This window comes from Streptomyces sp. NPDC107522, assembly GCF_055657525.1.
Map to the genome: position 1 here is coordinate 532,993 of NZ_JBVKAU010000002.1, position 17,745 is coordinate 550,737.

The following is a 17,745-nucleotide window of genomic DNA, read 5'->3' on the forward strand; positions in this document are numbered from 1 at the left end:
GGCATGGGGGAGAGGAAACTCCAACTGGTCGAATTGTCCAACGTTGATAGTTGGGTCTCCGGTTCGGAGGGAGCCTTCGTCGTTCCGGAAGAGCCAGTCTTCAATGTCTATCAACCGGTTGCGCCGGTCGAGGTCATCACGATCGGCGATCGGAGAATGATTCGATTCGGCCGTTCTGGAATCTTCGGGTCCTTGCTGGTAGACCTCGCGTCTGGAAATGTGTTGCAACAAATCCAGGACGACCCCGACGTGAGCCTGGTCAACACGTCCCTCGCCGCATTCAACAGCTGCCTTGAGGCATTTCTCAACAGGTTCCCGCTGGATGAACTCGACGATGAGGATGAGGAAGACGAGAGAAACGCACGAGTGGCTCGAGAGATTGAAAGCGATCTGAAGGGAATCGATCCACAGGCATATACCGAAGACAGCTTCTGGTATGAGGTGCGCTGGAGTGTAGCGATCGGAGACTTCGCCAGTTGAGAGCCTAGTTCCCGCGTGCGGCACAACCGACGAGCAAGGGGAGCGTCAGCTGGTGGTCCGCAACGGTCACCACTGGCCCCGGACCGTGGTCACGGCGGCCGGGCCAGTCGAGGTGACCGCCCTTCGGGTGAACGACCGGCCGGGTGGACGAGGTCACTTGTGAGCGCGCGGCTTCCATCCCCTTCTGGCTGATTGGGCGGCAACATCCGGACCGCGAAGGCAAGTCGCGTGCCGCCCGGGTCGGTCCGGCACAGGACGCGCAGGCCGCTGGCCATCGGTGCAGGGCTCGGGCGACATGCGGAGGCGGTTCTACCAGTTTCTTCGCCGCCTTCCGTGTCGCCTTGAGTCCGGGGCCGGCTTCTTCCAGTGGTGGGCACCGACACCCTGCGTGGACGCTTGTCGTACACGGAAGACACAATCGGCGCATGTCTGAGACCTTCGTCGACCTGGGAACTGTCAATGCGCCGTCTGGTGTGCTGGTGCTTGGTATGGCCGGAGGGATCGACCAGTGGCGAGAACTGGGTCAGCCTCTGTCCGAGCGCGCAAGGACGGCTGCGGCAGACGGAGGGGGCCACCTTCGGGAGTGGTTGTGCGAGGCGGTTGCGGTCCCGGCAGCGGCCGACCGGCCTTTGAGAGTGCGGGCGAGTACCTCGCCGTCTCCGTTCGACGGGGAACCGACGATCGCGATCTTGGAGATCAGCCTCGGTCTTCTCTGGCCCGAGACCACGGAGCTGTCGGTACCGGTCCGGCTCGGGGGCCTCCCCGTCGACCGGTGCGGCATGGTTGTCGGCGACGCCGCAGGGCTGGACGCGTGGACGGGAATGGACGACGAGCCGGCCGACGGGCTCGCCGATGTCTTCTACTGGGGCCGGTATGCGGGCGAGGCGCATGCGCAGTTCGGTGGTGAGCGGATCGCGCAGTACGGCGTCGACGGGCCACACGGGTGGCTGGACCTCCCGGTGGCTGAGGCGGCTGCACGTGCCGCCGAACTCGCCGCCTGGCGCGACCGCCTCCATGGCAAGGGCCTCATGGTCTCGGTCGACGAGCACACCGATTTCCACCGCTTCCAGCGGGCCGGGTGGCACCATCCGCTCCACGTCGGCGCGATCGACGTCGGCGGTTGTCAGGTGCTCGGCATCGAATGGGACCAGGGCGACCACTCGATCAGGCACCGCGGCGAGCGGGACGCTGGTCAGGTCTATCCGGTCACCCTCGAAGCCGATGAGGCGGGCGAGACGATGATGCGATGGACCATCCCGCCCCACGACTTCGTCGACGAAGACGAGTGACGAGCCCAGCTCTGGATCCGCCACCGTCGTGAGACGGATCAATCCCCGACACGAGAGACAGGGCTGAAAACCCAAGTCACAGCGGCGGCATGTGACACAAGCCGCGAGACCCTACACACGATCCTCCTGTTGACCAAGCACGCCACCATCCACGCTCTCCTCGCCGCTGGTCACAGCAAGCGGTCCGTCGCCCGACAGCTCGGGATGACCCTCAACACGATCCTGCGCTTCTCCCGCGCCATCACCCCGGAGAAAATGTTCACCGGGCAGTGGAGAAACCGCGCGACCAGACTCGACGCCAACAAGCCCTACCTCGACCAGCGCTGGCAGGAAGGCTGCACCAACGCCTGGAAATTATGGAAGGAGATCAAGGAGCAGGGCTATCCCTGCGGCTGCGCCAGCGTCCGCGACAGCGTCAGCAGGAACATTCGCGGCAAACCCCACCCAGTCGGCCCTCGTCCGCCGTCGGCCCGCGCCGTCACCCGCTGGATCCTCACCCACCCCGATGCCCTGCCCGAAGGCAACCGGATTCAGCTCAAGGCCGTCCTGGTCAACTGCTCCGAACTGACCACACCTGTCGACCACGTGCGCTCATTCGTCCACATGGTCACCGAGCTGCGAGGCGACGGACTGCCGGAGTGGATCGCATCCGCCCGAGCCACCCCCGACCTGCCAAGCCTCAGCCGATTCGCCCAGCACCTCGAACGCGACCTCGATGCGGTCATCGCCGGCCTGACCCTGCCATGGAGCTCAGGCGTCGTCGAAGGGCGCGTCAAAAGGATCAAGATGCTCAAGCGGCAGATGCACGGTCGCGCGGGCTTCAAGCTCCTGCGCAAGCGGGTACTGCTTGCCCCCTGACCTCACTGTCGGCGGCAAATGCGACGATCCCCAGACAGCCAAGCAAGGAGAGAAATGGGCACCTGGGACATCGGCCCCTTCGATAACGACACCGCCGCCGACTTCGGAGGCGACCTGGACGAGGCAGCACTGGAAGAACGCGAAGCCATGATCCGCAGCGCGCTCAAACGCGCCGCTGACCCTGCGGACTTCCTGGATACCTCCGACGGTGAGCGAGCCGTCGCCGCGGCCGCCCTGGTCGCTGCTCAGTACCCGGATGGCGAACCGACATGCTCGAACTACGGTCCGTCAGAGCCTCTGCCAGAGTTGCCCGCAGACCTTCGTACGCTCGCCGTCGACGCTCTGGACCAAGTGGCCTCCGAGCGGTCTGAACTCGCCGAACTTTGGGACGACGCTGCGAACGGCTCGAAGTGGCGCCACGACATCACCCGCCTTCGCGACGTTCTTGACCCTCCGGTCCCTCCACAAGAGGAAGCCCTCTTCGACATCTAAGCGATCACCCACAGTCACGGGTCACAGAAGTTGGACCAGAGCCCGACTTCGGGAGTCACTCAGGCAGCGTCCGGGTGATCGGTATCGATGTGGTCTACGACGTGCCGCTGTCCGGTACCAAGGCCCCGAACGCCATGGGCACCTCGCAAGTCTCGTCCTTGGGCCAGAGCGATGTGCCGACCGACACGACCGCAATCTCCCCGCGGATGCGGTGCCGCTGTCGAACACTGGCAGCGACCTGGCTGCGTCCGAAATGTGCCATGTTCGGTGTCGAGTCGGTCCCTTCTCGCCGAATGCAAGGCGGGCAAGACGGCATCAAGGCCCTGATCAGCAAACGACGGCGGATACCCCGCACAAGCCGCGGCCGTGCGCGGCGGCGTGCCGCCACATCCGGAGCGGCCCGTCCAGCACGCTCTCCTCGTCCTCGCGGTAGTCCAGCCAGTCCTGGGCCTCGGCTGCAGCGCGCTCCTGCGGGGTGAAGCCCAGGGCCCGCTCGACGGCCGGCAGCGTCTCGCGCACCTCGGCGGAGGTGCGCAGGAAGTTGCCGCACCAGCCGGGTAGGGAGGCGGCCCGGCCGGGGCCTATGGCGTGGAAGAAGGACCGCAGCGCGAACTCCTTGCTCTGCACCGAGATGAAGATGTCCTCAGCCCCGGTCACCAGGTCCCATACGTCCGTCAGCAGGGGAAAGTCATCCTCGGGCGACAGGCTGTCGTACATCTTCTGCACGTGGTTCCCCTCCAGCGGTCAACTCGTGGAAGGAATCCAGGGCGTCCGCCTCCCAGCCGCTGGACCGCCCGAAGGGCTCCCACCAGGTCCGAAAGTCAGGCAGTGGCTCTCGCAGCCAGCGATCCCAGCGCTCAGGCGCCAACGGCTCATTCCGCTCTGAATCGATCAGCGAGAGCAGCCGCGGAGCCAGAGTCTCTATGAACGCGTCGTCGTGGGCGGTGATGGACCAGGCCGAGGTGAAACCCATGTGAGGACCGTACGGTGCACCACTGACACCCCCCGATTGGGAGCGTGGACTGTGAGGCACGCGGCAGCCTGGCTGTGGCTGCCCCCGCGGCCGGATCACTCGAGGGCGCTGCCGCGCCGAGCATGGACGGAGAGCTCAGCGAGGAGGTCTTGAAGGACTACTTCGATCGCCTCGGGCCGCGGAAGCAGGCCTCCTGCCGGGCGCGAACGCGTAGAGGGCTGTAGCAGCCGCCCAGTTCGTATGATTCCCCAACTCTGTGCTCAGCGGCGGCAGAAGGCCTGGAGAGCATGTAGTCGTGACCGTTGTCGGCCAGCTATCCGCCTCCCGGTCGACCTTCTGCGCGGCGCATTCCTGCGCACCAGGCTGCGCCCAGGCAGAGGCTGCCGGTCTGGTGCGGTTGAACAGGCTGGGGCACCGTTCTCTGGGTGGTGCGGGCGTATGACCTTGAACAACCTTGGCCTGATGTGTCGCGGAGGGGGCGCTGGGGCAGGGTCGGGCGATACGGTCGCGGCGTCGGCACACGGTGAAGGGGGACCGGGGGAATGTTGGCGGAGGCGATGGTGGCGTTGGCTGCGGCTGGCGGTACAGCTGTAGTGCAGGCTGCGGGTACGGACGCGTGGGAGACGCTTCGGCAGCGGGTGGCGCGGTTGCTGGGCCGGGGAAGTCCTGAGCGTGAGCGGGTGGAGCTGGAGCGCCTGGACCGGACCGCGGCCGCCCTGGACGCGGCGGCGGAAGGTGAGGCCGAGCGGGTGCTGGTGAGTCAGGAGGCATCCTGGCGGACCCGGTTCGAGACACTGCTGGAAGACGCGGGCGACGACGAGCGCGAGGAGCTCACTACCGCGCTGGGCGAGCTGGTGGAGCATGCCCGGGCTGCCGGGGGCGCCGTGTCGGGTAACACCTTCCACGGGCCCACTGCCGTTCAGGTGGGCGACCACAACCGCCAGGACAACCGCTTCGGATCGGGGACATGACCGCCTCCGGGACAGGCGAGGACGGGGTGTCGGGCAACATCTTCCATGGACCGACCGCCTTCCAGTCCGGCAGCCACTCGATCCAGCACAACCATTTCTACACACGTCGGTCTGCGGCGGTGTCGTGGCCACACCAGGTGGGAGTGCTGCCCCGTCGAGCGGATGGCTTCCGACAGCGCGGCGAGGAGCGACTGTTGGCTGAAGCGGTGGCTGAGGGCGGCATGGCGGTGCTGTCCGGCGCCGGCGGGGTCGGCAAGACCCAACTGGCCGCCGACTATGCCCGCCGCACAATGACGGAGGACCAGCTGGACCTGCTGGTGTGGGTCACCGCCACCACCCGCGAGGCCATCACCACCGCCTACGCCCAAGCCGCAGCTGAGATTCTCGACGCCGATGCGGCCCTGCCCGACCGGGCCGCCGCACAGTTCCTGGCCTGGCTCGAGCCCAAGCCAGCCACTACCGGTAGCCGACCCTGCCGGTGGCTGGTGGTCCTCGATGATGTGGCCGACCCGGCGGACCTGCGCGGTCTGTGGCCCCCGTCCAGCCCGCACGGGCAGACACTCATCACCACACGGCGCCGCGACGAGATTCTTCGAGGCGGCGGCCGCCGCCTGGTCCAGGTGGGCCTGTTCACCGCTTCTGAGTCGGGCGCCTACCTCGCCGCCACACTGGCCGACCACGGCCGGGCCGAACCACTCGAGCAGATGACCGAGTTGGCCGCGGCGCTCGGGCACCTGCCGCTGGCTCTGTCTCAGGCCGCCGCCTATCTCATCGACACCGACCTGGACTGCGCCGACTACCGGCGACTGCTGGCCGACCGCGCCCGCGCCCTGGCTGACCTGTTGCCCGAGGACTTCGCGCTGCCCGACGACCAGACTGCCAATGCTGCCGCTGTCTGGTCCCTGTCGATCGACCGGGCTGACCATATGCACCCAGTCGGTTTAGCCCGCCCCATGCTCCACCTGACCTCCATGCTCGACCCCAACGGCATTCCCGCCGCTGTCCTCACCAGCCCGCCTGCCCTTATGTACCTTGCCCTGCGCAGGTCCCAGACTGACGCTGCCTTTCTCCGCGCAGCACTGCGGAGACGACTACGACGATGGCCGTGGAGCGGACCGGGCAAGCCCACACAGGCCACTCCTGAGGAAGCAGTCAGCGTGCTGCGTAGCCTTCACCGTCTGAACCTGATCGACCACACCCCCGCCACCACACACCAGGCCGTACGCGTCCACCAGCTCCTCCAACGCACAGTCCGCGACACCCTCAACCCGAACCAGCACGTTTTCTGCGCTCACGCTGCTGGTGCTGCTCTCTTCGGCGCCTGGGCCGACGGAGACGACGCCCTCGCCGATGCCCTGCGAGCGAACACGAAAGCGCTCACGCAGCACGCCTGGGACGCGTTGTGCCAGTCCGGCGCTCATCCGGTGCTGTTCCGCATGGGCAGCAGCCTCTACGAAGCCGGCCAATACCGGGCCGCCGCGAACCACTTCCGCCGCCTGGCCGACATCACCAGCCAGCGATTCGGTCCCGACCACCCCGACACCCTGGTCGCCCGCGCCTTTCTCGCCTTCTCTCAGGGGTCGGCCGGGGATGGGCCAGGTACCGCGGCGGGCACCGTGGCGGCCGTTGCCGAGCTGCTGCCCGATGTGATGCGGGTACTGGGCTCCGACCACCCGGACACCTTGGCCATCCGTATCGAGCACGCCGCCTGGCGAGGGGAGGCTGGGGACGCGGCGGGCGCCGCGGCGGACTTCGCCGAGTTGCTGCCCGATGTGGGGCGGGTACTGGGGCCCGATCACCTCAACACCCTGTATGCGCGTCACCTGCTCGCCCGCTTTCAGGGGCTGGCTGGGGACGCGGCGGGGGCCGCAGCGGCCATCGCCGAACTGCTGCCCGATCTGATGCAGGTACTCGGCCCCGACGATGGGTGGACCGTCATCGCCAAGTGCAACCTGGCTGGCTGGCGAGGGGAGGCCGGGGACACGGCGGGTGCTGAGGCAGCCCTGGTTGAAGTTGCGCCCGATCTGAGGCGGGCACTGGGCTACAGTCCCCCCCACACGATTACCACCCGATACGGAGACATCATCCTCGGGGACCCGGACTCCCAGGACATAGGGGGCGCCCAGGTGACGATCGCCGAGGACGGGTTTCTCAAACATAGTGCCCAGGTGATGATCGCCGATGACCTTTTGTCTCTTCACCTGCACCTGGTGGACCGCCACCCCGCCCCTACCTTTACGACGAATCTGCGCCTGGGGGACCGTTACGCCGCCACCACCGTGAGGGTTGCTGGCGACTTGATCATCGGAGATTTGGACGTAGGGGATCATTCGGTTGATGAACCGAATGATCCCTGAGCAGGATCGGGGCGTTCGGCGGCGAGGCTGCGCGCGATCTGCTTGGCCATCGTCCCCTCGCCGCCACGGGAGCCCGACTCCAGCCTCTCGACGATCCGCCGATAGTCCGGCGCGAGCGCCTGGACCGTCATCCCCTCTCCGAAGTACGGCACGATCGACGCCGCGGCCAGGAGCTCCACCGCTAGGGCCGCCGACACCAGCTCCGGCACCTCCTGCACGGCCCCGTCTTCGAGGGCGGTCAGGGTCTCGGCCAGCACATCCCGAGCGATCACCTGGCGTTCCAACGCCGGCTCGGCCGCAGCGAGTTCAGCCAGGATCCGATCCGCCTCCGCCTGAAGCTCCTCCATTCGCACCGGGGTAGCGGCCTCCCGCTCCTCCAGCAACCCCATCACCGTCAGCCAGACCGGGGCGCCAACACCCCCCATTACCGTCTTCATAGCCCGCAACAGGGCTACCGGCCTTCGGAATTGGCATGACTACCTCCCATTGTCGAGTGCATGGCCTGGGGGGTGGTGTCACCAGCTCCGGAGGCACTGACAGACCGCTGATTAGGGGCATGACCACCGGCGTTTTCCCACGTCGGGAGGCTCTTCGTAATGTGGATGTGGCGACGTCCTATTCGCCATGCTCCGCGACGGCACCTTCTACCAACCGCCAACCACCATTGCCCCTTGACCAAAGTCATAGGGGCCCCGAGCCCGCGGAGGCGCCCCTGCAACCGCACCACCCCCCAACGAACCCTCACAGCCCGGCTCACCGAACCCGGTGAACTGGGTCACCCCGCGCCACCTGGCCGGTGACGACGGTGCTCTTGCCGATCGGATCGGCGAGACTCTGGCTGGCCTCGGCTGGCGCATGTGGCCCACTGCCCGCGACAGCCTGCTGTAAGTCAGCCCGGACGGGCTGCACGGTGCCGAGTGGATCCTCGCGGCCTACCCGTTCGAGCTGGGCGGACTTCCCGTGGCCGGGCAGTTGAGCGCACGCCTTGGTAGCACGTCCGTGATGACGGAGGGGAGCGCCTACCTCAACACCGGCGTCGCGTACGAGGGGCTGGCCGATCTCCTCGTGGCGATCGACGCTCGTGAGGCGCACGACGTCGGTTTCGAGGGGCCGGAGACCGTCCTCGACGTCCGCGGTGCCTGGGGCTGAATCCGCGACGTGGATCGGCCTACTACCGCCATAGACCCTGGGTTCTGCTCCAGCGTGTCCCTGGAGATGCTGCCGCCGCTCGTTCAGGACGCCGGCCCGCGCCCCGACCTGCTGGGCTGGCAGGCGTGGGCGGACCCGTCCCGGGCGCTACCTATCTGTGGTGTGCCGGCTTCAGCGCCAGCGTTCCCCACGACCTGGTTCTTTCGACGTGCTCGCGAGGACCGTGCACTCCGTGAAGTCCAGCGCGCAGGTTTCGCGATGCTCCAGCATCTGCAGGCCAGGCAGCCATGGCCAGGCTTACCCGAGCAGCCCGCACCTGCCCCGGACGCGCAGATTGGCCGCGCAGCACCATGAGCGCGCCACCTCGCATAACACGGGGTTATGGCCAAGCGGGAGCTTCTGCGGGCGGATCGGGCCGCCACACACTGGCGGCGACGTCACACGTCACATGTCATCCGGCACCCCGCTGCCCTCCACGCACCTGCCCGCCGACCGGCCGCGCAGGTTCGGGAAAGAAGGCCATGAACCCCGCGTACGCGACCGTCGACCACTCCTTCACCGTCCCACTGGACCACGCGGACCCCGGCGGCCCCACCCTCCGGATCTTCGCCCGAGAAGTCGCCGATCCGGCCCGCGCCGGCGACGACCTGCCCTGGCTGCTGTATCTGCAGGGCGGGCCGGGCGGCAAGTCGCCGCGTCCGTCGGCCGGTTCGCCCGGCTGGCTGGACCAGGCCCTGAAGACCCACCGCGTGCTGCTCCTCGACCAGCGGGGCACCGGCCGCTCCACCCCCGTGACCGCCAACACCGCCACCCGGTTCCCGGATCCGGGCGAACTCGCCGCGTACCTCGCCCGCTTCAGGGCCGATGCGATCGTCGCGGACGCGGAGCTGATACGCCGCGAACTGTGCCGCGAGCGGCCCTGGGAGACACTCGGCCAGAGCTACGGCGGCTTCGTCACCCTCACCTACCTCTCCCAGGCCCCCGAAGGGCTGGCGGCGTGCTATGTGGCCGGGGGCCTGCCGGGGCTCACCGCCACCGCCGGCGACGTGTACGCCCGCACCTATCCGCGCGTACGCGACCGCGTCCTGGAGTACTACGACCGCTACCCCGACGACGCCGGTCTCCTGCGCCGCATCGCCGGCCGCCTGGCCGAAGACGAGGTGCTCCTGCCCGACGGAGACCGCCTCACCGTCCGGCGGTTGCGCACCCTCGGCCTCGCCCTGGGCATGGGCGACGGATTCGAGCGCGTGCACTGGCTGCTCGACGAAGCCCTGGACGAGCGCGGCGAGTTGACCGGCACCTTCCTCCACCAGGTGATGGGCCTGACCGGGTTCACGGACAACCCGCTGTTCGCCGTACTCCAGGAGACGCTGTACGGGCAGGGGAGCGCACCCACGGGCTGGGCGGCCTCCCACGCGCTCGCCGCCTTCCCCGAGTTCGCCGAGGACACGCAGACACTCCTGCTCACCGGCGAAATGATCTACCCCTGGATGTTCCAGGACATCCGCACCCTGCGCCCCTTCGCGCAGGCCGCCGACCTCCTCGCGCGGCGGACCGACTGGCCGCCGCTGTACGACGCCGCCCGCCTGGCCGCCAACGAGGTCCCGCTGGCCGCCGTCGTGTACCACGACGACATGTACGTCGATGCGGGACTGTCGCTGCGCACCGCGCGCGAGGTCGGCGCCACCCGCGTCTGGGTCACCAACGAGTGGGAGCACGACGGACTCACCGCGTCCGGCGGCCGCGTCCTCACCCGCCTCATGGACGTGGCCGCCGGCCGCGCCTGACGCACCACCCAACCGCGCTGACCGCACCGAACAGCACACACAGAGGAGAGCCATGGCCATCCCGCCACCCCGTCCCCGTCCGCGTCCCCGGTCCCTCGCCGTGGCCGCCGCCCTCGCCGCCTGCCTGACCACTCCCACCACAGCGACAGCGCAGGAACAGGAGACCAACTCACCGTCCACCGCGGCCGACTGTGCGCTGCCCGGCAGAACCGGCTGGACCGACGAGGGCCACGCCACCGACCACACCCAGTTCCGGCGCGCCACCGGCACCCATCATGTGCTGACCCTGTTCGTGGACTTCCCGGACGCTCCGGCCACCGACTCCACCGACGCCTACGCCGCCCATCTGGCCCCCGCCGCCGACTGGATGCGCACGGCCTCCTACGGCCGCGCACGGCTCGACATCGCGACGCCGTACCGCAAGTGGATCCGTATGCCCTCGGCCTCCACGTCCTACGGCTTCGACCGGGGCATCACCTTCGAGACCCACGAGCGCTACCTGCGCGACGCGGTCACGGCGGCCGACCCGTTCGTGGACTTCTCCCGCTACGACATGGTCTACGTCGTCCCGGCGAAGTCGGCGCGCGCGATCTCCTTCTCCCCGACCTACCTCTACGACCCGGCAACGCCCGGCGTCACCGCCGACGGCACCCGCGTGAAATGGGCCGTCACCTTCGGCCAGGACATGTGGCGCTGGGGGTACAAGGTCGCCGCCCACGAGACCGGCCACACCTTCGGCCTGCCCGACCTCTATGCCTTCACCGGTGAGACCCACCGGTACGTGGGCGGCTGGGACCTCATGGGGAACATCGCCGGCCCCGCGCCGCAGTACCTCGGCTGGCACTCCTGGAAACTCGGCTGGATCCGCGACAGCCAGGTCGCCTGTCTTGCCACGAGCGGCACGCGGACCGTGCGGCTCACACCGGTGGAGCGTCCCGGCGGCACCAAGATCGCCGTGATCCGCACCGGCGAGACGACGGCCTATGTGGCGGAGTCCCGCAGGGCCGAGTACAACGACCGCTCCGCCTGCTCCACAGGCGTACTGATCTACAAGGTCGACTCGGCGACCCAGACCGGCGAGGGCCCCGTCCGCGTCATCAACGCCAACCCGGACACGACGCCGCCGAGCGGCTGCGCCCCCCTGGACCTGGCCGCGTTCGCACCCGGCCAATCCTTCACCGATCAGGCGACCGGCATCCACATCGACGTACGCAGGGGCGGTCCGTCCGGAGACACGGTGCGCATGGGCAAGCCGTAACTCGAAAGGTCTCAGCAGCAGAGTCCCAGGAGCCTCACACTGCCTGCGGCCGCTGTCGGATGTACACCGACCCCGACGCGGCGCTGCGAACAGCGTGGCTGGATCGTGCGCCACCATGCCTCCGCGGTGATCCGGTCGCCGCGCGATCCGGCGTGCTCCGGCCCCTGGTCGGCGTGGCTCCGGCTCATCAGACCCAGCCACGAGCCAGCCGGTTCAGCCGCGCGAGGTGGTGTCCCTGACCCAGGGCAACGCGAACCGTTCCAACAGCACCAAAGCGAAGTAGAGCAGGATGCTCATCAGTCCGATCAGGATGATCGCGGCCCAGGCGGTGGCGGTGTCGCCGACCCCGCCCGCCTGCACGATCAGATAGCCCAGCCCGGTCTCACCGGCCTGGAACTCGCCGATGACCGCGCCGATGGCGGCGAGAGGCATGGCCACCTTCAGCCCGACGAAGATCTGCGGCAGTGCGGCGGGCAACCGTACCTTCCGGAACGCCTGCCAGCGCGAGGCGTCCAGTGAGCGTGCCAACTCCGCCAGGTCAGCAGGGGTCGAGGTGAGGCCGGCCGCGGTGGACAGCACGATCGGGAAGAAGCAGAGCAGGAAGACCATGGTCAGGACCGGCTTCTGCCCCCAGCCGAGCGCCCCCACCAACAGCGGCCCGAGCGCGATCTTCGGAACCGCGTTGACAGCCACCAGCAGCGGCGTGAACATTCGCTCCAATACCCGTGAGCCCGCCAGTGACAGTCCGATCAGAACACCGCAGGCGCTGGAGAGAACGAAGCCGGCAACCGTCTCCACCGTGGTGTCGCCGGCGTGTTCCAGGAACTGGGCCGGGGCTGTGGCGAAAGCCGAGAGCACGGCACCTGGCGGAGGCAGCACAGCCGGGTGGATCACCTCCAGCACCGAGGTGAGAAGCCACCACACACCGAGCGCGACCAGCAGCCCGGCCATGGGCAGCAGTACGGCACCGAGGCCCGTCCTGCGCCGTGGACCGTCACGCGACACCGGCACTGGCTCCGGGTCCGCCGCGGGGGACTGATGCGGCTTCGAGAGGTCGGTCATCCCATCCTTCTCCCAGCGCGGCCCTTCTCCAGCGCGGCGCGATCAGGCTTTCGGCACCAGGTCGAAGTCGATGATCTTCTCAGGGGTCATGCCCTGCCGCAGGGCGCCCGCGCGCTCCAGGATCGCGATGCTCCTCGCGACCCGCGCGGAGTCCAGCGTCCCGAGTGCCGTGCCGGAACCGCCCGGCCTGACGTACTCGGCCATCAGGTCCAACTCGGCGGCCGCGGCGGTCGGGTTGGTGGCGTCCACGTTCCGCTCCAGGATCTCGGCGGCCTCCTCCGAGTTGGCGAGGCTGTACTCCAGGCCCTTGAGCAGCGCATCGGTGAACCGCTTCACCATCTCCGGGTCCTGCTCGGCGATCTTCTTCGACGTGATCAGTACGTTTCCGTAGAGGTCGGGTATCACGTCGCTGTACGGCAGCAGGACGGCCTCCTTCTTCGTCACCGCCTCGATGGTCGGCTTACCCACCACGAACTGGCCGATGCCGTCCACCGAGCCGCTCGCGAGCGTGCCCATCAGGGTCTGGGCCTCGCCGTTGACCCAGGTCACCTTGTCGGCGTCCACGCCGGCCAGTCGGGCGTACGTCGGGAAGAGATTGCGTACGACGGAGCCGGGCGTGTCGGCGAGCCGTTTGCCCTCGAGGTCCTTCGGAGTGGCGATGCCGCTGCCCTCGGTGGTGGCGATCGCGGCCATGGTGCGCTGCTGGATGGCGGCCACCGCGACGAAGTCCTTCGCCTGACCGCTGCCCATGTGCAGCAGCCCTCCCGTCAGGTCGATCGGGCCGAACTGCGCCCGGCCACTCGCGACGGCCGGAATCACGCCGCCGGTGCCCTGGCCCGGCCTGATCTCCACGTCGAAGCCGGCCTCTTCGAAGAACCCCTTGTCCTTCGCGACCCAGGCGTACGAGTCCCGGCCGAAGTTGCCGAACGAGGTCAGGTAGGTCACCTTCTTCAGTGCCTTGCCGTCTTCACCGGCACCCGCGTCGGAATCCGAGCCGCCACAACCCGCCACCAGCGCCAGCGCTGTGGTCAGGGCTACCGCGGCGACCGTACGGACGAACCTGATCATGCGCACAGTGTTGTCCTTTCCGACCACCGACTGCGCCGGCGGAGGGGCGTCGAGACAGACGAGACAGACGAGCCGGATGAGACGGAACGGCTGACGGAACCGTCGAGGGCATGACACTTGGTGCGGGCAACAGCGTACGAGGGATGGGTAGTTGTGGGCCAGGTGTGGGGCGTTGGGGCATGCGCCGACAGGACGACAGGTACCGCAGAGCGGCCTGCCGCAGGTAGCCTGGCTGGGCGTTAGGACCCGGCCGGCATGGCGATCGCCAGTGGATATCACCAGTGGATGGGGAGACCGCCGGATGATCAGACTCACCGGTGTGTCCCGGAGCTTCACCAGCCGGTCCGGTTCGACGGTGGCGCTCCAGGACATCGGCCTTCACATCGCCGAGGGTGAGTTCGTGGCGGTGGTGGGCCGATCCGGGTGCGGCAAGTCCACACTGCTCCGGCTGATCGCCGGGCTGCTGCCGGTCACCGAGGGCGAGATCACCATCGGCGGCGAGCGAGTCACCGGAGCCCGGCGGGATGTCGCCATGCTGTTCCAGCGGCCGGCACTGCTGCCCTGGCGGTCGGTCCTCGACAATGTCCTGCTGCCCGTGGAGATCTTCGGCTGGGACAAGGCCGAGCACCGCGTGCGGGCGAAGCGCTTGCTGGAGACGGCCGGACTGAGCGGCTTCGAGAAGCACCGGCCGCACGAGCTCTCCGGGGGTATGCAGCAACGCGTCGCACTGTGCCGGTCGCTGATGGGCGAGCCCCGGGTGATGCTCATGGACGAACCGTTCTCCGCACTCGACGCGCTGACCCGCGCGGACCTCGCGGTGGAACTCCAGCGCATCCACATCGAGAACTCGTCCACAGTCGTCTTCGTCACCCACTCGACAGACGAGGCCGTGCTCCTCGCCGACCGGGTGGTGGTGCTCAGCCCGCGCCCGGGCCGGATCCGCAAGATCGTCGACGTCGCCGTTCCCCGGCCGAGGACGCTGGGCCGCACCGCGCACCTGGACGAAGTGGCCCGGTGCAGCGCCGATCTGCACGAGCTGCTGATGGAACGGGACATATCCACGTCGGCCGAACCGGAGGGGCGATGAGCCTGCGGATCTGCGTCTTCACCGAGCCGCACCGCGGCGCCGACTACGAGGACCAGCTGCGCTTCGCGCGACTCGTCGAAGCCGCCGGGTTCGAGGGCTTCTTCCGGGCCGATCACTATCAGGCGATGGGCGCCGATCCCGGGTTGCCCGGCCCTACCGACGCTTGGCTCACGCTGGCCGCGCTCGCCCGGGAGACCTCCCGGATCCGGCTGGGCACCCTGGTCACCCCGGCCACCTTCAGGCTGCCGGGCCCGCTTGCCGTGATGGTCGCGCAGGTCGACCGGATGAGCGGGGGGCGGGTCGAGCTGGGCCTCGGCGCAGGATGGTACGAACGGGAGCACACCTCGTACGGCATCCCGTTCCCACCCGCCCCGGAGCGCTTCGACCGGCTGGAGGAACAGCTGGCGGTGATCACCGGCCTGTGGCGGACACCGGTCGGCGAGAGCTTCAGCTATCGCGGCGACCATTACCAACTGGCCGACGCGCCCGCCCTGCCGAAGCCCGTGCAGGTGCCGGCGCCGCCGATCATCGTCGGCGGCCGCGGTCCCAAGCGCACCCCGGAGCTGGCCGCTCGGTACGCCGACGAGTTCAACATGCCCTTCAAGTCGGTGGCGGAGACTGCCCGGGCGTACCAGCGGGTGGCCGAGGCGTGCGACCGGACCGGGCGGGCCGACGCCGGTCGGCCACCGCTGGTGCTCTCGGCCGGGGTCGTGGTCGCCATCGGCCGTACCGACGCGGAGGTGCGACGGCGGGCCGCACCGCTGCACGTCAAGAGCGCGCTGCCGCCGGAGGATCCGGTGGTCGGATCCCCGGCCCAGCTCGTGGAGCGGCTCGGCGAGTTCTCCGCGATCGGCGCGAGCCGTGTCCATCTGCGACTGATCGACTTCCACGACCTCGACCACCTGGAACTGATCGCCGGTGAGGTGCTCCCGCAGCTGTAGGGCGTGCCGGGTGCCGGGTGTGTGTCGGCCCACCGTAGAAACACCGTGTGGCCGCGCCGCGCCTCTGTTCCCTTGCCCACCACACCGCACGCGCTGTGCGAGGTGTGGCGCAACACCACCGCACGTGAGCAGACGGTGAAGAGATCGGCACAGATAATCCTGGACCGTTCCTTGGTGATTCAACCAGCGTTGAGGGCTGCACGTTTGTGATCGGGTTGCTTCAAGTGTGCGTGAATCCTGTGGAGATCGACCAGCTGTCGGGCGTGGGGACCACTTCAAGAGATTGATCTGCTCGCGACAAGTCGGCACTCTCCTTTGCACGCGCAGCGCTGCCGTTCGAACGCAAATCCCCCCACTTCACGAGGAGACCCCTCTTGACGGCGCATCACAAACGCTCAGGCAAGGCCAAGATCGTCACCGCGATCGCGGCCGTCGCAACCGTCGTCGGCACCGGCCTTTACGTGTCCCCCCTTGCTCAGGCGGGACAGCCCGCGGAGGGCAAGGTCTACGGTCTGAACGCCGAAGGAGCCGTGGCCGGCAGCTACATCGTCCTCCTGGACCAGAAGGCGTCCACGGCCGAGAAGCGGGACCTGGCCACCGAGTACGGAGGCAAGATCAGCCGGACATACGGCTCGGCGGTCAACGGCTTCTCCGCCAGAAGCCTGACCGAGACGGAGGCCAAGCGCCTCGCGGCCGACCCCGCGGTGTCCAAGGTGGTCCAGAACAAGAAGTTCCACACCAATGCCACCCAGGACAACCCGCCCTCCTGGGGCCTGGACCGCATAGACCAGAACGACACGGCCGGCGACAGCAAGTACACCTACCCCGACAAGGCCGGGGAAGGAGTGACCGCGTACGTCATCGACACCGGCGTACGCATCAGCCACAAGGACTTCGAGGGCCGCGCCGCCTCCGGGTTCGACGCCGTCGACAACGACGACAACGCCGACGACGGCAACGGCCACGGCACCCATGTGGCGGGAACCATCGCCGGTGCCGCCCATGGTGTGGCCAAGAAGGCCAAGATCGTCGCGGTCCGCGTGCTCGACGACAACGGCTCGGGCACCACCGAGCAGGTCGTCGCGGGCATCGACTGGGTGACCCAGAACCACCAGGGCCCCTCGGTGGCCAACATGAGCCTCGGCGGCGGCGCGGATCCCGCTCTCGACGAGGCGGTCAAGAAGGCCATCGCCTCGGGCGTCACCTTCGCGGTCGCCGCCGGCAACGAGTCGGCGGACGCGGGGCAGGGTTCACCGGCCCGGGTCCCCGAGGCCATCACGGTCGCGTCCAGCACCAAGGACGACGCCCAGTCGGACTTCTCCAACTTCGGCTCGATCGTGGACCTGTACGCGCCGGGCTCGGACATCACCTCCGACTGGAACGACAGCGACCAGGGAACCAAGACGATCTCCGGCACCTCCATGGCCACCCCCCACGTCACTGGAGCCGCCGCGGTCTACCTGGCCGGTCACCCGGACGCCACGCCCGCTCAGGTCGCCACCGCACTCACCGGCGCGGCAACCGCTGACAAGATCACCAACCCGAGCAGCGGAACGGCCAACAAGCTGCTGAAGGTGACCGAGTAGAGCCACAGTAGAGCTCCACAGGACACCGGGCCCGGCGGTGCCGCCAGCGCGTGCGCAGCGGCACCGCCGGGCCGCGTCGTGGCAAGGAGTGGTGCCCGGCGCTGGGCAAGTGCGCAGCAGGGGTGACGGGAGTTGCCGCGTCGCTCGCATTCCCCCGGTACACGCCGAGCCGGCGGGGCAGTGGGTCGCCTACGCCGACTCCTCGCGTGGCGTCACCCACGGCGAGCTGGAGCATCGCCCGCGCGCTGGGGCGTATCTCACCCGGACGGGACTGCGCCGCGGGGACGCATTCGGATTTGTCACCGGGCGTCGGTCCGTGTCATAGCCCACCCGGAGCAGTGGCTCTGGTGACGGATCACTCACGCTGCCAGGAGGAAAGGGGCTGGA

The 17,745-nt window shown here is 68.5% G+C and carries 16 protein-coding genes and 1 pseudogene; 13 read left to right on the forward strand and 4 right to left on the reverse strand.

Going from position 1 to position 17,745, the window contains the following annotated elements:
- Positions 1-3: 3 nt before the first annotated feature.
- From ACZ7L6_RS07720 to ACZ7L6_RS07740, 5 genes and pseudogenes are all read left to right on the forward strand, one after another.
- The gene (locus ACZ7L6_RS07720; protein WP_471921077.1) at positions 4-480 is read left to right on the forward strand and encodes an SUKH-4 family immunity protein; all 477 of its coding nucleotides are present in this window, start codon (positions 4-6) and stop codon (positions 478-480) included.
- A gap of 25 nt (positions 481-505) precedes the next feature.
- Positions 506-647 (forward strand): annotated as a pseudogene (locus ACZ7L6_RS07725) (IS256 family transposase); the annotation flags it as partial.
- Between the two features lie 522 nt (positions 648-1,169).
- Positions 1,170-1,769 (forward strand): hypothetical protein, encoded by a 600-nt coding sequence (locus ACZ7L6_RS07730; RefSeq protein ID WP_471921078.1) that lies wholly within the window; start codon positions 1,170-1,172, stop codon positions 1,767-1,769.
- A 129-nt stretch (positions 1,770-1,898) separates the two neighbouring features.
- Complete coding sequence (locus tag ACZ7L6_RS07735) at positions 1,899-2,627, forward strand: hypothetical protein (protein WP_471921079.1); 729 nt, start codon at positions 1,899-1,901, stop codon at positions 2,625-2,627.
- A gap of 54 nt (positions 2,628-2,681) precedes the next feature.
- A complete protein-coding gene (locus tag ACZ7L6_RS07740; protein WP_471921080.1) occupies positions 2,682-3,119 on the forward strand; it encodes a DUF4259 domain-containing protein in 438 nt (145 codons plus the stop codon).
- 327 nt (positions 3,120-3,446) lie between these two features.
- On the opposite strand, the gene ACZ7L6_RS07745 is transcribed toward ACZ7L6_RS07740, so the two are convergent.
- A complete protein-coding gene (locus ACZ7L6_RS07745; protein ID WP_471921081.1) occupies positions 3,447-3,845 on the reverse strand; it encodes a hypothetical protein in 399 nt (132 codons plus the stop codon).
- Between the two features lie 927 nt (positions 3,846-4,772).
- Here ACZ7L6_RS07745 and ACZ7L6_RS07750 point away from each other — a divergent pair.
- Positions 4,773-5,063, forward strand: a complete 291-nt coding sequence (locus tag ACZ7L6_RS07750) for a hypothetical protein (RefSeq protein WP_471921082.1) — start codon at positions 4,773-4,775, stop codon at positions 5,061-5,063.
- Positions 5,060-7,420: an NB-ARC domain-containing protein gene (locus tag ACZ7L6_RS07755; RefSeq protein ID WP_471921083.1), complete on the forward strand. Its 2,361-nt coding sequence runs from the start codon at positions 5,060-5,062 to the stop codon at positions 7,418-7,420. The genes ACZ7L6_RS07750 and ACZ7L6_RS07755 overlap by 4 nt, the downstream gene beginning before the upstream one ends.
- Here the strand turns inward: ACZ7L6_RS07755 and ACZ7L6_RS07760 are convergent.
- Positions 7,390-7,857 carry a hypothetical protein gene (locus ACZ7L6_RS07760; protein ID WP_471921084.1) on the reverse strand — a complete coding sequence of 156 codons (468 nt, stop codon included), beginning with the start codon at positions 7,855-7,857 and terminating at the stop codon, positions 7,390-7,392. The two genes, ACZ7L6_RS07755 and ACZ7L6_RS07760, sit on opposite strands and share 31 nt — an antisense overlap.
- 565 nt (positions 7,858-8,422) lie before the next feature.
- Between ACZ7L6_RS07760 and ACZ7L6_RS07765 the strand changes: the two genes are divergently transcribed.
- The 3 genes from ACZ7L6_RS07765 to ACZ7L6_RS07775 all read left to right on the forward strand — a co-directional run bounded on the left by ACZ7L6_RS07765 (position 8,423) and on the right by ACZ7L6_RS07775 (position 11,614).
- Positions 8,423-8,569 carry a hypothetical protein gene (locus tag ACZ7L6_RS07765; protein WP_471921085.1) on the forward strand — a complete coding sequence of 49 codons (147 nt, stop codon included), beginning with the start codon at positions 8,423-8,425 and terminating at the stop codon, positions 8,567-8,569.
- A 521-nt stretch (positions 8,570-9,090) separates the two neighbouring features.
- Complete coding sequence (locus ACZ7L6_RS07770; RefSeq protein ID WP_471921086.1) at positions 9,091-10,356, forward strand: alpha/beta fold hydrolase; 1,266 nt, start codon at positions 9,091-9,093, stop codon at positions 10,354-10,356.
- 52 nt (positions 10,357-10,408) lie between these two features.
- On the forward strand, positions 10,409-11,614 hold the full coding sequence (locus tag ACZ7L6_RS07775; RefSeq protein ID WP_471921087.1) for a M6 family metalloprotease domain-containing protein: 1,206 nt from the start codon (positions 10,409-10,411) through the stop codon (positions 11,612-11,614).
- Positions 11,615-11,827: 213 nt separating this feature from the next.
- On the opposite strand, the gene ACZ7L6_RS07780 is transcribed toward ACZ7L6_RS07775, so the two are convergent.
- Both ACZ7L6_RS07780 and ACZ7L6_RS07785 read right to left on the reverse strand, forming a co-directional pair.
- Positions 11,828-12,676, reverse strand: a complete 849-nt coding sequence (locus tag ACZ7L6_RS07780) for an ABC transporter permease (protein ID WP_471921088.1) — start codon at positions 12,674-12,676, stop codon at positions 11,828-11,830.
- 42 nt (positions 12,677-12,718) lie between these two features.
- Positions 12,719-13,744 carry an ABC transporter substrate-binding protein gene (locus tag ACZ7L6_RS07785; protein WP_471921089.1) on the reverse strand — a complete coding sequence of 342 codons (1,026 nt, stop codon included), beginning with the start codon at positions 13,742-13,744 and terminating at the stop codon, positions 12,719-12,721.
- Positions 13,745-14,045: 301 nt separating this feature from the next.
- Between ACZ7L6_RS07785 and ACZ7L6_RS07790 the strand changes: the two genes are divergently transcribed.
- From ACZ7L6_RS07790 to ACZ7L6_RS07800, 3 genes are all read left to right on the forward strand, one after another.
- Complete coding sequence (locus ACZ7L6_RS07790; protein WP_471921090.1) at positions 14,046-14,831, forward strand: ABC transporter ATP-binding protein; 786 nt, start codon at positions 14,046-14,048, stop codon at positions 14,829-14,831.
- Positions 14,828-15,772: an LLM class F420-dependent oxidoreductase gene (locus tag ACZ7L6_RS07795; protein ID WP_471921091.1), complete on the forward strand. Its 945-nt coding sequence runs from the start codon at positions 14,828-14,830 to the stop codon at positions 15,770-15,772. The genes ACZ7L6_RS07790 and ACZ7L6_RS07795 overlap by 4 nt, the downstream gene beginning before the upstream one ends.
- A gap of 374 nt (positions 15,773-16,146) precedes the next feature.
- Entirely contained in the window at positions 16,147-17,358 is a 1,212-nt protein-coding gene (locus tag ACZ7L6_RS07800; protein ID WP_471921092.1) for a S8 family peptidase, read from the forward strand.
- Positions 17,359-17,745 lie beyond the last annotated feature (387 nt).

Coding starts and splice junctions, on each gene's coding strand:
- ACZ7L6_RS07720 (WP_471921077.1), top strand. CDS start 4: ATGGGGGAGAGGAAACTCCAACTGGTCGAATTGTCCAACGTTGATAGT.
- ACZ7L6_RS07740 (WP_471921080.1), top strand. CDS start 2,682: ATGGGCACCTGGGACATCGGCCCCTTCGATAACGACACCGCCGCCGAC.
- ACZ7L6_RS07755 (WP_471921083.1), top strand. CDS start 5,060: ATGACCGCCTCCGGGACAGGCGAGGACGGGGTGTCGGGCAACATCTTC.
- ACZ7L6_RS07760 (WP_471921084.1), bottom strand. CDS start 7,857: ATGAAGACGGTAATGGGGGGTGTTGGCGCCCCGGTCTGGCTGACGGTG.
- ACZ7L6_RS07765 (WP_471921085.1), top strand. CDS start 8,423: ATGACGGAGGGGAGCGCCTACCTCAACACCGGCGTCGCGTACGAGGGG.
- ACZ7L6_RS07770 (WP_471921086.1), top strand. CDS start 9,091: ATGAACCCCGCGTACGCGACCGTCGACCACTCCTTCACCGTCCCACTG.
- ACZ7L6_RS07775 (WP_471921087.1), top strand. CDS start 10,409: ATGGCCATCCCGCCACCCCGTCCCCGTCCGCGTCCCCGGTCCCTCGCC.
- ACZ7L6_RS07780 (WP_471921088.1), bottom strand. CDS start 12,676: ATGACCGACCTCTCGAAGCCGCATCAGTCCCCCGCGGCGGACCCGGAG.
- ACZ7L6_RS07785 (WP_471921089.1), bottom strand. CDS start 13,744: ATGATCAGGTTCGTCCGTACGGTCGCCGCGGTAGCCCTGACCACAGCG.
- ACZ7L6_RS07790 (WP_471921090.1), top strand. CDS start 14,046: ATGATCAGACTCACCGGTGTGTCCCGGAGCTTCACCAGCCGGTCCGGT.
- ACZ7L6_RS07795 (WP_471921091.1), top strand. CDS start 14,828: ATGAGCCTGCGGATCTGCGTCTTCACCGAGCCGCACCGCGGCGCCGAC.